This is a genomic window from Bradyrhizobium sp. 18BD (genome assembly GCF_054185225.1).
On sequence record NZ_JAVAYL010000025.1, the window covers coordinates 32,624 to 44,839 of the forward strand.

At 61.2% G+C, this 12,216-nt stretch carries 9 protein-coding genes and 5 pseudogenes; 9 read left to right on the top strand and 5 right to left on the bottom strand.

Going from position 1 to position 12,216, the window contains the following annotated elements; genetic code table 11:
• Positions 1-104: 104 nt before the first annotated feature.
• The 6 genes and pseudogenes from RAD16_RS34265 to RAD16_RS34290 form a co-directional block, all read left to right on the top strand.
• Positions 105-1,412, top strand: a pseudogene (locus RAD16_RS34265) (PAS domain S-box protein); the annotation flags it as partial.
• Positions 1,413-1,460: 48 nt separating this feature from the next.
• Positions 1,461-2,459 (top strand): annotated as a pseudogene (locus RAD16_RS34270) (PAS domain S-box protein); the annotation flags it as partial.
• 57 nt (positions 2,460-2,516) lie between these two features.
• A pseudogene (locus tag RAD16_RS34275) lies at positions 2,517-2,819 on the top strand (ATP-binding protein); the annotation flags it as partial.
• Between the two features lie 65 nt (positions 2,820-2,884).
• Positions 2,885-3,295 (top strand): response regulator, encoded by a 411-nt coding sequence (locus tag RAD16_RS34280; RefSeq protein WP_458162267.1) that lies wholly within the window; start codon positions 2,885-2,887, stop codon positions 3,293-3,295.
• A gap of 110 nt (positions 3,296-3,405) precedes the next feature.
• Positions 3,406-4,680, top strand: coding sequence for a DUF892 family protein (locus RAD16_RS34285; protein ID WP_458162268.1), 1,275 nt, complete (start codon positions 3,406-3,408; stop codon positions 4,678-4,680).
• 428 nt (positions 4,681-5,108) lie between these two features.
• Positions 5,109-6,050 (top strand): arginase family protein, encoded by a 942-nt coding sequence (locus tag RAD16_RS34290; RefSeq protein WP_458162269.1) that lies wholly within the window; start codon positions 5,109-5,111, stop codon positions 6,048-6,050.
• Between the two features lie 18 nt (positions 6,051-6,068).
• Here RAD16_RS34290 and RAD16_RS34295 read toward each other — a convergent pair whose 3' ends face one another.
• The gene (locus RAD16_RS34295) at positions 6,069-6,854 is read right to left on the bottom strand and encodes an SDR family NAD(P)-dependent oxidoreductase (RefSeq protein ID WP_458162270.1); all 786 of its coding nucleotides are present in this window, start codon (positions 6,852-6,854) and stop codon (positions 6,069-6,071) included.
• A 131-nt stretch (positions 6,855-6,985) separates the two neighbouring features.
• Here RAD16_RS34295 and RAD16_RS34300 point away from each other — a divergent pair, with 131 nt between their 5' ends.
• From RAD16_RS34300 to RAD16_RS34310, 3 genes are all read left to right on the top strand, one after another.
• Positions 6,986-8,161, top strand: coding sequence for a zinc-dependent alcohol dehydrogenase (locus tag RAD16_RS34300; protein ID WP_458162272.1), 1,176 nt, complete (start codon positions 6,986-6,988; stop codon positions 8,159-8,161).
• Positions 8,161-9,279 (top strand): DUF305 domain-containing protein, encoded by a 1,119-nt coding sequence (locus RAD16_RS34305; protein ID WP_458162273.1) that lies wholly within the window; start codon positions 8,161-8,163, stop codon positions 9,277-9,279. The genes RAD16_RS34300 and RAD16_RS34305 overlap by 1 nt, the downstream gene beginning before the upstream one ends.
• A gap of 84 nt (positions 9,280-9,363) precedes the next feature.
• Positions 9,364-9,591 carry a general stress protein gene (locus RAD16_RS34310; RefSeq protein ID WP_458162274.1) on the top strand — a complete coding sequence of 76 codons (228 nt, stop codon included), beginning with the start codon at positions 9,364-9,366 and terminating at the stop codon, positions 9,589-9,591.
• A gap of 107 nt (positions 9,592-9,698) precedes the next feature.
• On the opposite strand, the gene RAD16_RS34315 is transcribed toward RAD16_RS34310, so the two are convergent.
• From RAD16_RS34315 to RAD16_RS34330, 4 genes and pseudogenes are all read right to left on the bottom strand, one after another.
• On the bottom strand, positions 9,699-10,100 hold the full coding sequence (locus RAD16_RS34315; protein WP_458162275.1) for an ATP dependent DNA ligase: 402 nt from the start codon (positions 10,098-10,100) through the stop codon (positions 9,699-9,701).
• A pseudogene (locus RAD16_RS34320) lies at positions 10,060-10,233 on the bottom strand (Y-family DNA polymerase); the annotation flags it as partial. The gene RAD16_RS34315 and the pseudogene RAD16_RS34320, both read right to left, overlap by 41 nt.
• Positions 10,230-10,625, bottom strand: a pseudogene (locus RAD16_RS34325) (SOS response-associated peptidase family protein); the annotation flags it as partial. The pseudogenes RAD16_RS34325 and RAD16_RS34320, both read right to left, overlap by 4 nt.
• A gap of 320 nt (positions 10,626-10,945) precedes the next feature.
• Positions 10,946-12,199, bottom strand: a complete 1,254-nt coding sequence (locus tag RAD16_RS34330) for a tyrosine-type recombinase/integrase (RefSeq protein WP_458162276.1) — start codon at positions 12,197-12,199, stop codon at positions 10,946-10,948.
• Between the last annotated feature and the right edge of the window lie 17 nt (positions 12,200-12,216).

Here is a 12,216-nt window from a genome sequence, read left to right on the forward strand (position 1 = left end):
AGGCATGTTTCGCGGAGTCAGGAACCAGCCGGCCAAGGCGACCCAGGGGGCGGGAACGCCAATGGTGCCGCACTCTCTTGGTCTGACGCGGGGGGATGAAGCCTATGAATATTCAGCAGACGGCGGTCGATCTAGACAGTCTCGAACCGCTCGCATCGCTCAGTTTGCAAAGCCCGTCGTCCGCTTTTCTCGCGCAGCTTCCCATCGCGATCTACGCTTGTGATGCGGAGGGCCGCATTTTATGGTTCAGCCCGCGCGCGGCTGACTTGTGGGGACGCACGCCACGGATTGGCGATGATAGCGAACTCTTCTGTGGTTCCCACAAGCTCTTCCTTGACGGGCAACCGATCTCGCGCGAGCAGACGCCAATGGCCGAAGTGCTGCGCACCGGCACTCCGATCCGTGGTATCGAGGGGCGCGTGGAAAGGCCCGATGGCTCGCACGTCTGGACCAGCGCCCATATTGCGCCGGTCTTCGATGCCGACGGTGTCCTGGCCGGCGCCATCAACTGTTTTCACGAACGCGTCGGCGGCGGCCGTTTGGAAATGTCTGACGCCCGTTCTGACGACTGGGTGCAGGCCCGCGACGAACGGCTCGCCGCCACCTACGAGCATGTGGGCGCCGGCATCGTTGAAATCGATCGCGACGGCCGCATGCTGCGGGTCAACCAGCAGCTCTGCCGGTTGACCGGCTATACGGCCTCCGAGCTCCTGGGACGAACGATCTTCGAGGAGACGCTGCCGGAAGATGTTGCCGAGGATCGCGCGCAATTCAGCCGTCAGATTGCGGGCGAATTCGATCGCTATAGCATCGAGAAGCGCATCTACCGCAAAAATGGCGGACATATTTGGGCGGCCGTCACCTCATCGAGCATTCGCGACGCCGCCGGCAATTTTCTCTATGCCGTCCGTGTGCAGCATGACATTACGGACCGCAAGCGCGCCGAACAGGCGCTCGCGCGGCGCATGGAAGAGCAAGCCGCCTTGTTCGCTTTCTCGGAGAGACTTCAGCACTGCCAATCGGCCGAGCAAGTCCACCAGGCCGCGCTTGATGCCATCACGCGCGCGCTGGGCTGCACGCGCGCCTCGATTTTGCTGTACGATCAGGCCGACGTCATGCGGTTCGCGGCCTGGCGCGACCTCTCGGAGGCTTACCGGAAGGCGGTCGAAGGACATTCCCCGTGGGATCGTGATGAGGCCAGACCGGCGCCTGTTTGCATCGAAGATATCGACCGCAGCGACCTACCCGATGATCTGAAACAGACAATCCTCAATGAAGCCATCAAAGCTGCGGCCTTTACGCCTATTGTCCAGGATGGCCGACTCGCCGGCAAGTTCATGGCCTATCATGGCGAGCCCCATCACTTCACGCCATCCGAGCTAGATACGGCGCTCACGTTGGCGCGCCTGCTCGGCTTTGCCCTCGCGCGTCTTGCCGGCGATGAGGCTCGCCGTCTGGCCGAGCGTGATGCCCAGCAATTGGCGGCCATCGTCGAATCGTCAGCCGATGCCATCGTCAGCAAGAATCTCGATGGCATTATCCAGACTTGGAATGATGGCGCTCGGCGTCTGTTTGGCTACAGCCGGGATGAGGCTGTCGGCCGATTGATCACGATGCTTATTCCGCCCGACCGGCAGGATGAGGAGCCGCGCATTCTGGCCAAGATCAGAGCCGGCGAGCGGGTCGATCATTTCGAGACCGTGCGTCGCCGCAAGGATGGCAGCCTGGTTGATATTTCGCTCACGATCTCGCCGATCCGCGATCGCGCGGGCCGCGTAATCGGAGCCTCGAAGATCGCCCGCGACATCACCGAGCGCAAGCTTAGCGAAAAGAGATTGCAGGAGAGCGAGCGACGGCTGCAAGAACTGCTCGCCGCCATACCAGCCGCCATCTACACGACCGATGCCGACGGCAAGATCACCTATTTCAATCAGACCGCCGTTGAATTTGCCGGCCGGACGCCGTCGCTGGGCAACGACGAATGGTGCGTGACCTGGAAACTCTATCTTCCCGACGGCACGCCGTTGCCGCATGATCAATGCCCGATGGCGATTGCCCTCAAGGAAGGCCGCCCGGTGCGCGGGGTCGAGGCGGTTGCCGAACGGCCGGACGGGACGCGCGTTCCCTTCATCCCGTTCCCGACGCCCCTGTTCGATGCATCCGGCCGGGTCACCGGCGCCATCAACATGCTGGTTGATTTGAGCGAGCGAAAGCAGGCCGAAACGCAGCAGCGCCTTCTGCTCAATGAGCTCAACCATCGTACCAAGAACAACATGCAGATGCTCCAGGGGCTCCTGTACACGGCGGCGCGTAGCGCCCGGAGCGAGGAAGCACGGCGCGTGCTCGACGACGCCTGCAGCCGGATCGCCGCCATGGCTGCCGCGCAGCGTGTCCTCTATGGCACCACCGACGCGACCAGCTTCGCAGCGGATGAGTTTCTCGGCGCTGTGGTCCAAACCATCCAGCAGACTCTGCCGGCAGGTATCAAGATCACGCGGATGCCGGCAACCGGCACGCTGTCCAACGATATCGCCATGCCGCTCGCGCTGATCCTCAATGAATTGCTGACCAATGCGGCCAAGCACGGGATCAGCGATCCGGCCACCGACAGCATTCGCGTCGGCCTTATTGAGCAGGCGGGACAGTTCGAGCTTCATGTCGAGGATGATGGGCCTGGTTTTGACCTCGATACGGTACGCCAAACCTCGTCGGGCTTGCGCCTGGTGCTTGGCCTTGCCCGCCAGCTCCACGCCGACTTTGCCGCGACCCGGTCACCGTCGCGCACCACGCTTCGTTTCAGCGCGTCGCGAGGTGCATGATGCCGGCAAGCGCGACCGACTGCTATGAGGTGGCTGCGCCGACCGATCGTCTGCCTGATAGTAAGGTGCGGCTGGCCGCCGACGAAGCGAGCGATCGTGCTGATCAGCCATACGCGGTCCTGATCGTCGAAGATGATTTTCTGATCGCCATGCAGGCCGAAGCTGCCCTGCTCGATGCCGGCTTTCGGGTGACCGGCATCGCAACCACGGCCGAGGAAGCCTTTGCGATGGCGATGGAACAGAAGCCGGCCCTCGCCATCATGGATATCCGACTGGCCGGCCGTCGCGACGGCGTTGATGCAGCCGGTGATCTCTTTCGCGAACTTGGCTTGCGTTGCGTCTTCGCTACCGCCCATGACGATCTCCTGACCCGGACGCGAGCGGAGCCGTTCGCGCCGCTTGGCTGGCTCTCGAAGCCTTACACCATGGCTTCGCTGACGAGCGTGGTCCGCGAAGCGTTGGCGCGGACAAGCTAGCTTCCCGCCGTAAATGGCTTCGATGCCTCGGCACCTCGGCCTCGATAGGAACAAACCGCAGCGCCTGACTGTTCGGTTGTGATCTTCCTCTTCAAACCCGAGGCTCTTCCATGTATCACCACGTCAAGAAGCTGATGTTCACTGTTCGCGTCGACGAGCCGGACCCGCGTTTTGGCAATATGCTTCTTGAACAGTTCGGCGGCGCCAACGGCGAACTAGCGGCCGCCATGCAATATTCGATCCAGGGGCTCAATTGCGAGGACCCCGATCGCAAGGACCTTCTGATGGATATCGGCACCGAAGAGCTGAGCCATCTGGAAGTCGTCGGCACGCTGGCCCGTATGCATCTCAAGCCGGCCAAGTTCGACCGCCAGGCGGCCGAGGCCGATCCGCTGATCGCAATCGCGGGTGGGGGTGGGATCAACCTCTTCAACTCGCAAGGCAACGCGTGGACCGCCGACTACCTCAAGATCACCGGCGAACTCGACGTTGACCTACGCAGCAATATTGCCGCCGAGGCGCGGGCCAAGATCGTCTACGAACGCCTGATCAACTTTACCGATGACGCGGGCACCAAGGACGCCTTGCAGTTCCTGATGACTCGCGAAATCACCCACATGAAGGCCTTCTCGCTCGCGCTCGAGAGCATGAGCAAACCGGCCTTCAGTATCGGTCGCATTGCGCCGACGCCAGGCCTCGTCGATCAGTTCTTCAACGATTCCACCGGCACGGGTGATCATGGTGAGATCGACACCCGCGGGCCCTGGAACGAGGGCGGCGAATGGGTCTTCACGGAATCGCCGGCTATTCAGGCCGGTGAACCCGGTCCCGCGACGGCGATCGTCACCGAAAGCTCATCGCCGGTCGACGAAGCCGGTCTTGGCGATCTGCTCATCGACGAACTTCGCGATATCTTGCATGCCGAGAAGCAGTTGACGAAGGCACTTCCCAAGATGGCGGAAGCGGCGCGGTTCGATCAGTTGCGCGAGCTGTTCGAGCTGCATCTCGGCGAGACCGAAACCCAGATCGAACGCATCAACGAATGCTTTGAGCTGCTCGGCAAGTCCGCACGCGCCAAGCCCTGCAAGGGCATGATGGGCCTTGTCGAAGAAGGTCAGGAAATCATGGAGGAGGGCGAAGAAAAGGAAGACGCCGCGGCCGACCTCGCCTTGATCGGCGCGGCGCAGCGCGTCGAGCATTACGAGATTGCCGGCTACACGACCGCGCGCAACCTCGCCCAACAGCTACGCCATAGCGCCATCGTCAACCTTCTGTCGAAATCGTTGGCGGAAGAAGAGAACGCCGATCAATTGCTCAATCAGGTCGCTCGGTCCCTGATGTCAGTCGCCAAGATGCCGGCCGCCGTCGAACAGACCGAACAATAGGCGGATGAGGGCGGTCCCCGGCAATGCCACGGTAACTGCGCAGCTCGTGCCTTGCTTTTAGTCGGAGGCATTGCTGACGTCGTCCACGTCCCTCAGCGTGACGAGCAGGACATCTATCTCGTTGAAGAGATCGTGGCACCTCGGGTCCAGTCTGCTGTGAGGCGCCCGTCGTCGGCAACGACTTCGAAGCAGTTGTGATGGATTTGCTTGAGAAGAACTATCGATGCCCGCGGCGGGTCGCAGTCTTCAATATCGCTCAAGGCTGCGTGCGCGATGCGTCGGCTGAAGTGGTTCACGAGTTGCGGCGACCCTGGGATCTCCAGCTCCGCGATGTACCGGAGGCCCCCGTATGCCTTTACCGACCACTATCAAGGACGCTTCGCCGACGTGCAGTTGCCAATACCAATAGGCATTTAGGCCTTCACGCCATGACACATCCGGTCATCCCCGCCACCTTTCTAGGCCTCCCTGCTGCGCCGCCCGACACGTTCTCAAGCGCCGATGTCGTGATCTTTGGTGCGCCGGACGCGACGCCGCATGTGCCAGGCGTCGCGAGCCATGCCGCCCGTGCTCCTTCAGCCCTTCGTGAAAGCACCCAGCAGATTGCGCGTGATCCAATGCGGTGGGATTTCGATCAGGACGGTCCCTTGATACCGGAGGGACTGCGGACGATTGATCTTGGCGACCTTCCAACCGATCCGGGAACACCGCAGGAAAATCGCTCGCTGATCACCTCTACAACCGCGAGCATTCTGAAGGCGGGCGCCATACCCCTGCTGCTTGGCGGCGATGACTCGGTGCCCATTCCATTCTTCGCGGGGTTCGAGCAGTTCGGCCCGCTCACTATTGTGCAGATCGATGCGCATCTCGACTGGCGGGACGAGCGGGACGGTCTCAAACATACGTTCTCCAGTACCATGCGCCGCGCGAGCGAAATGCCGTGGGTGGAGCGGATCATTCAGGTCGGCCAACGCGGCATCGGCGGCTCGCGCGTGGAGGACCTTGCCGCAGCCCGCGCTTGGGGCGTGAAGCTGTTCACCGCCACGTCGGTGCGACGATATGGCGTGCAGCCGGTCATCGACCACATCCCGCCGGGCAGTCACTGCATCGTCGCCCTCGATTGCGACGGCCTCGACCCGGCTGTCATTCCGGCGGTGCTGGTCCCACAGCCGGGTGGTCTCGGCTATCTGGATATCGTTGAGCTGTTGCATGGCGTTACGCAGCGGGCACGGATCATTGGTTTTGATCTCGTGGAACTGGTGCCGGATGCGGATGTGCGGGGCTTGGGCGTGCTTGCCGCCTCACGGATCCTCTGCGTTGCTCTCGGCTGCATGGCACAGCAGCGATCCGCTACGAGGCCAGCGGATTAGTGACGACTTGAGGAGCGCTCAGGATTTCGCGGTGCCGGGCTCCGCCTGCTTACGATGCTGCTTGGCGAGGGTTTCGGCCGGCGTCAAATTGGCAACCGCCGACTGGATCTTGTTCTTGAGACCCGTCACGACGTCACCTTCGCCATTCATCATCGCCTCGAAACCCTTGCGGGCGACCATCGCCGCATCGTCCTTGTCCTCGGAGCCGACCTTGGTGTCGAGCATGTCTGCGCGGGCGAAGAACTCGGTTTCGGTTGCTCCTGGCATCAGGCAGGTGACGGTCACCTTCGTGTCGCGCAGTTCCTCGCGTAGAGCAAAGGAGAGAGAATTCAGGTACGACTTCGAGCCGTTGTAGACGGCCTGAAAGCTGCCTGGGGTGAAGCCGGCGATCGACCCGGTAATCAAGATCTGTCCCTCATTGCGCCGGCGCATATCCTGACCCACGCGATGAAGCAAATACGTCGTACCCATGATATTGGTATCGATCACCTGACGGATGCGCGCCCAGTCCTGGTCCAAAAAAGCGTGGCCCAGGCCGCGGCCTGCATTGGCCATCAGCACGTCGATCTTGCGGCCCTGTGCGAGCTCATAGAGCTTGTCGACGCCTTTAACGGTGGCGAGATCGGCGTGCAGCGCCACCACAGCGATGCTGTTAACTTCTTGGCGCAGCGCTTGCGCCGCCGTTTCGATCTCGGGCTCGTCCGCCGCGATGAGAAGGTCGTATCCTTTGGAAGCGCAAAGCCGCGCAAGCTCAAAACCAATGCCGGTCGAGGCACCCGTCACGATCGCAAACTGTCCCGCCATGGGCGTATTCCCTCTCGGGTTTTTACGTGGCTTTGAGCCTAATGGGGGACAGGCGAGACTGTTCCTAAGCGGCGTAGGAACCAGCCGCAAGATTGATGCTTGGTCTGGTCGCGCAACCTTTGGAGCGGTCCATGAAAGCCCTCACCTGGCACGGCAAGAGCGACATTCGCTGTGAATCCGTTCCCGATCCCAAGATCCAGGACGGGCGCGACGCGATCATCAAGGTGACGGCCTGCGCGATCTGCGGCTCGGATCTTCACTTGTTTGACGGCATCATGCCGACCATGAAGAAGGGCGATGTGCTCGGCCACGAGACCATGGGCGAGGTTGTCGAGGTCGGCAAGGACAACAGAAAGCTCAAGGTCGGCGACCGCGTGGTGGTGCCCTTCACCATTGCCTGCGGCGAATGCTTCTTCTGCAAGAATGGCTTTTATTCCGGCTGCGAGCGCTCCAACCCCAACGCCAAAGAAGCTGAGAAAATGTGGGGACATTCGCCCGCTGGCCTCTTCGGCTATTCGCACATGCTGGGCGGCTTTGCCGGCGGCCAGGCCGAATATATGCGCGTGCCGTACGCGGATGTCGGGCCCTATAAGGTCCCGGAGGGGCTCACGGACGAACAGGTCTTGTTCCTCTCGGATATCTTCCCGACTGGTTACATGGCCGCGGAATTTTGCAACATCAAAGGCGGAGAGACAGTGGCCGTATGGGGATGCGGGCCGGTCGGGCAGTTTGCAATCAAGAGCGCATTTCTGCTCGGGGCCGAACGGGTGATCGCCATCGACACGGTGCCCGAGCGGCTCACGCTCGCCATGCAATCGGGTGCCATGACGCTGGATTTCATGAAGGAGGATGTCTATGAGCGCATCCAGCAGCTCACGCAGGGCCGCGGCGCCGATGCCTGCATCGATGCGGTCGGAACAGAGCCGGAGACCATGGCAAGCAAGGATTCTGTGGTCGATCGCATCAAGGCCGCGACCTTCATGGGAACCGATCGGCCGCATGTCTTGCGGCAGGCTATCCAGTGCTGCCGCAACTTCGGCACCGTCTCGATCGTAGGCGTCTATGGCGGCATGCTCGACAACATCCCGATGGGCAGCGCCATCAATCGCGGGCTTACCTTCCGCATGGCCCAGACTCCTGTTCAGCATTATCTGCCCAAGCTTTTGCAACGCATCGAAAAGGGCGAGATCGATCCAAGCTTCGTCATCACCCATCGTGCGACGCTCGAGGAAGGTCCCGAACTCTACAAGACATTCCGAGCCAAGCGGGATGGCTGCATCAAGGTCATGATGAAGCCGTTCGGCTGATGGGGGAGGGCGCCGCGAAAGAGCCGAAGTCGCATTGGCTGGCAGCCGCCCAGCTCGGGCTCATCAGCAGCACATTCTCGACGCTTGTCAGCCAGCTTGCGGCGGCGCTGCTCGGCCGGGACGCGGCGGTTGACTGGATGACGGTTGCTGCTATTCCCGGACGCGACGCCGTGCTGAATTCTGTGCCCTCAGGTCAGGCCATTGCGCTCGGCATCGCCTTTCATCAATGGGCGGACTTCTCCTGGGCACTGGTATTTTTTGGTCTATTTGGGCGCTGGACGAGCGGTCTCGCGCCCGGCACTCTTTTCTGGCTCGCGATCCCGTGGGCCGCCTTTACATCGGCGACCGAGTGGTTCGGACTGGTGCCGTTGTTTCCGTTCTTTCAGCCGATCTTCACCCTGCAACAGCCCTACTGGATCGGCTTTCTCGTTCATCTCTCGTCCGCTTTGATCTATCCCCTGTTCGCCTGGCTGCGTTGGCCGCTGGGACGCGCGCCGCCCACATCCGCAGTACGCTTTGCCAAACGTTGGGCAGCGGGAGCGCTTCTCGTGCTTGCAACGTCGGGCCTTGTTGCAATGGCTAATCGTACGGGTTGGCCGCTGCCGATCCTCAGCCGCGATGTCGCTGGCGATCAGCGCTATATCCGCCATATGGTGACGCATCACGAACAAGGCATTGAGCTTGCAAAGCTTGGCCAGCAGCGTGCGCAGGATCCACATCTGCGCGCACTCGCGGCCTTGATGGTTGCCAGCCAGCAAGGCGAAAACCGTATCTTCGAACATTGGTGGGGCGGTTGGTTCAGCGAGCCGATGGCGGTCTGCTCCAGCGAGGAGCGGGCGACTATGCCCGGCTATTTGACACCGGCACAAATCGCGGAGGTGCGCAACGCGGCTGATGGAGAGTTTGATGCCATCTTTATCCGCCAGATGAGCCTGCATCACGCCGGGGCCGTCCAGATGGCAGACAGCCAATGGCATTCATCCGGCGATCCCCGCCTGCGTCTGATGGCGCATGCCATACGACATGAGCAGCAAGGCGAGATTGCACTGATGAACAATGTCACAGGCATCGATGCCGTGCGACAGGCGACGCGCAACATGCTGGCCAACAACCTCTGACCAATCTTAATCTTTCTCCCAGGAACGAGCTGCTGATCTCGCCATTAGCCTTCCTGGGCCGGGCAACAAACAAGGAGAAGAGTGATGGCAGACGAACAACGTGGTGGCTCCGGAAATTTTGCCAACGACCCGCAGCGCGCATCGGAAGCCGGCAAGAAGGGTGGCGAGCAGAGCCACGGCCAGCAGGGACAGCAGACGCAGGGTGGAAACAAGCCCGGCCAGCAGGGCGGCGGCTCGACCGACAATCCGGGCAACTTCGCCAATGACCGCGAAAAGGCCAGCGAAGCCGGACGCAAGGGCGGCCAGTCCTAAGGCTCCACTGACCAAGCAAGGCCAGGACGTCGACGAGATGTCCTGGCTTGAAACTTTCGAAAACGCCCGTGAGCCTTTCCGCCCTCCGAACTCTCCCTCAAATTGTGTTACGCGGTGGCCTTCAACCGCTTCGCTACTTTCTGCCGAAGTTGATCCATGCGACCTTGCGAAGGCTTCTTGTCCGGACGCCAGCGAACGATCTTCGTGCCGTGACGAAACCGGCCGCCCGAGATGTGGTCAAAGGACACTTCAATGACATATGTCGGACGTACGGCTTTGCATTCAGTAGATCGCTTCGTTGACCACCGACTTGGGCCGCCAGGCTTGTTGCCGGTGAAGCTCTGCGATCTGACGAGTTTCTCCAGCCGGTCGGTGAGAGCCAGTCGATCGGATGATCGGATGCCAGTCGTAAGTCCGACATGATGCAGAAGCCCCTCCTTGTCGTAGAGACTAAGCAACAGCGAGCCGACTCGCGGCAGCCACGACGCCCCGCTCGCGGGATCCGCCAACGGCTACCGGCTTGCCGCGCAGATCCGGATTGTCACGTTGTTCGACGGACGCATAGAAGGCGTCCAAGTCGACGAGGATGATCTTGCGTTGGCGGGCCGAGGGCTCGGCCTCGTCGTGGTCCTCGTCGGTCACGTTGTCTGCCCGGCCGGGTCTTCCTTGACGCCACGGGCGACGATCCTGAGCGATCCGTCCGGAAGCGGCCGCTGCAGGTTCAAGACTTCGTCCGGTGAAGCCGTCATCCAGGTCTCGACTTCCTCCGGCGTTGTCAGGATGACTGGCATCGCCTTGGGGTTGATGGCGCCGACCTCGCCGTTCGGCTCCGTCGTGAGGAACGCGTAGAGGTCGTTGGTCGTTTCACCTTCCTTGACCTTCCGGACAGACTGCCAGCTGGTCCAGATGCCGGCGAAGCAGGCGAGGGGATGGGTCTCATCGAGCGCGAGCCAGATGTCGCCCTCGGCCTTGTTGAATTCACTGAAGGAGTTGAACGGCACCAAGCAGCGATTCCCGATCCCCAGCCTTCGTGTCGACGTCTCGGGTGCATCGATCTCGAACGTAACGCTGTCTCAAGCGGCTCGTCGGCGTGGCGCTATTTGGAAACGGCTCGTAAGCTATTGATATTGCTAACGCGTGTTTCTGACCGTTGTTTCCAAATGCGCGTTGAAATCATTGAATAATCGAGCAGGTTTTGATTCCGCCATTCGGAGATCCTGCGAACGAACGGCGGGCTTTGCGAAACATCAAGGTGCTACATCGTCAGTTAGGATGCCTTACAGAAAGAAAGCCGCACTAGACTAATTTGACACCGGACGCTGTGGGGCGCTCATTGAAATCTCGGTGCGCTTCCTTAGGCGACAAGTGTGAGCTTTTGCCCCTTTCGATCGCGTGGCTGCTCGCGCGACGTGTTCTTGCGCGGCTTGATGAAGTCAGCCCACGCCTGCAGTGTCTCGCGGCGTCGCTTAATCATCTCGCTGTCCCAATACGACAGTTCGGCCTCATCACCGATACGGTGTGACAGGCAGAACTCGAGCACTTCGCGGCGGAAATTGTGCTCCTTGTTATCAGCGCCCCAATTTCGGAAGCTCGTGCGGCAGCCATGCATCGTGGATTTGACGGCAGTGCGTTCGATGGCCCCAACAAGCGCGTTCGCCCGGAACGGCTGATGTTCCTCCGCGTGGTCGGAGGGGAATACGTACTTATCGGTGCGGGGCATCGATTGGATGATCTCGATTGCCTGATCCGACAACGGGACGAGATGCGGCTTTGGCTCTAGGTCGCCCTTAATCTTCATCTTCTCAGCCGGAACCATCCACGTCCTTGCTTCGAAGTCGAGTTCCGTCCACTCCATCAGACGGATTTCTTGGCTCCGCGACACGGTGAGGATGCCGACCTCTGCGCAGCGCGCGGCGTTTCCGGGATCAAAGCGCAGCCCTGTCATCATTCCCGGCATCTTCGTATACGGCGCGGACCGATGTCCCTTCTTGCGATTCAGCTTGCGGGGCGACGGAAGCAGGTGCTTGAGGTTGCCACGCCATGCGGCCGGGTTCTCGCCCGCGCGCAGCCTCAACGCTTTTGCAGCGTCCATCAGCCGCTCGATCCGCTGGCGCGTCCGCGACGCTGTAACCGGCTTCACGGTCCAGATCGCCTTGAGGGCCTCCAACACGTGCTCGGTGGTGATCTCCTGGAGCTTCTTGTCGTGCAGGCTCGGCACGTCCCGAATGGAGCGCTGCCACTGCTTCAACTCCTCTTCGGACAGCCCTTGGCACCAAACAGGGTACTGCTCCTCGGCAAACTGCTTGAACGTCTTGCTACCCTGAGCGGTGGCCCGCTTCTTGATGCGCGGATCGATACCCTGGCGCTTCAACGCGACCTTATAGTCGCGCGCCTTCTCGCGGGCGTTGCTTAGGGTCAGAACGTCACCGCTTGGGCTGTCGCGGTCGCCAGCCTTGGCGAACTCCATCTGCGCCCGCTTTCCCTCGAGGTCGGTGAAGCGGAAGGCCCACACTCGATCACCGCTTTCGCGCACCACCAAATAAAGCCCGCCGCCGTCCGCATGAACGCCAGCTTGCAGGGATTTAACTTGGTTCGAATTGAGTGCCACTTTAACGTTCCCCTTCG

What these genes read in the sequence shown, in the direction of transcription:
- RAD16_RS34285 (WP_458162268.1), top strand. Translation starts at nt 3,406, where the DNA reads ATGTATCACCACGTCAAGAAGCTGATGTTCACTGTTCGCGTCGACGAG.
- RAD16_RS34290 (WP_458162269.1), top strand. Translation starts at nt 5,109, where the DNA reads ATGACACATCCGGTCATCCCCGCCACCTTTCTAGGCCTCCCTGCTGCG.
- RAD16_RS34295 (WP_458162270.1), bottom strand. Translation starts at nt 6,854, where the DNA reads ATGGCGGGACAGTTTGCGATCGTGACGGGTGCCTCGACCGGCATTGGT.
- RAD16_RS34300 (WP_458162272.1), top strand. Translation starts at nt 6,986, where the DNA reads ATGAAAGCCCTCACCTGGCACGGCAAGAGCGACATTCGCTGTGAATCC.
- RAD16_RS34305 (WP_458162273.1), top strand. Translation starts at nt 8,161, where the DNA reads ATGGGGGAGGGCGCCGCGAAAGAGCCGAAGTCGCATTGGCTGGCAGCC.
- RAD16_RS34310 (WP_458162274.1), top strand. Translation starts at nt 9,364, where the DNA reads ATGGCAGACGAACAACGTGGTGGCTCCGGAAATTTTGCCAACGACCCG.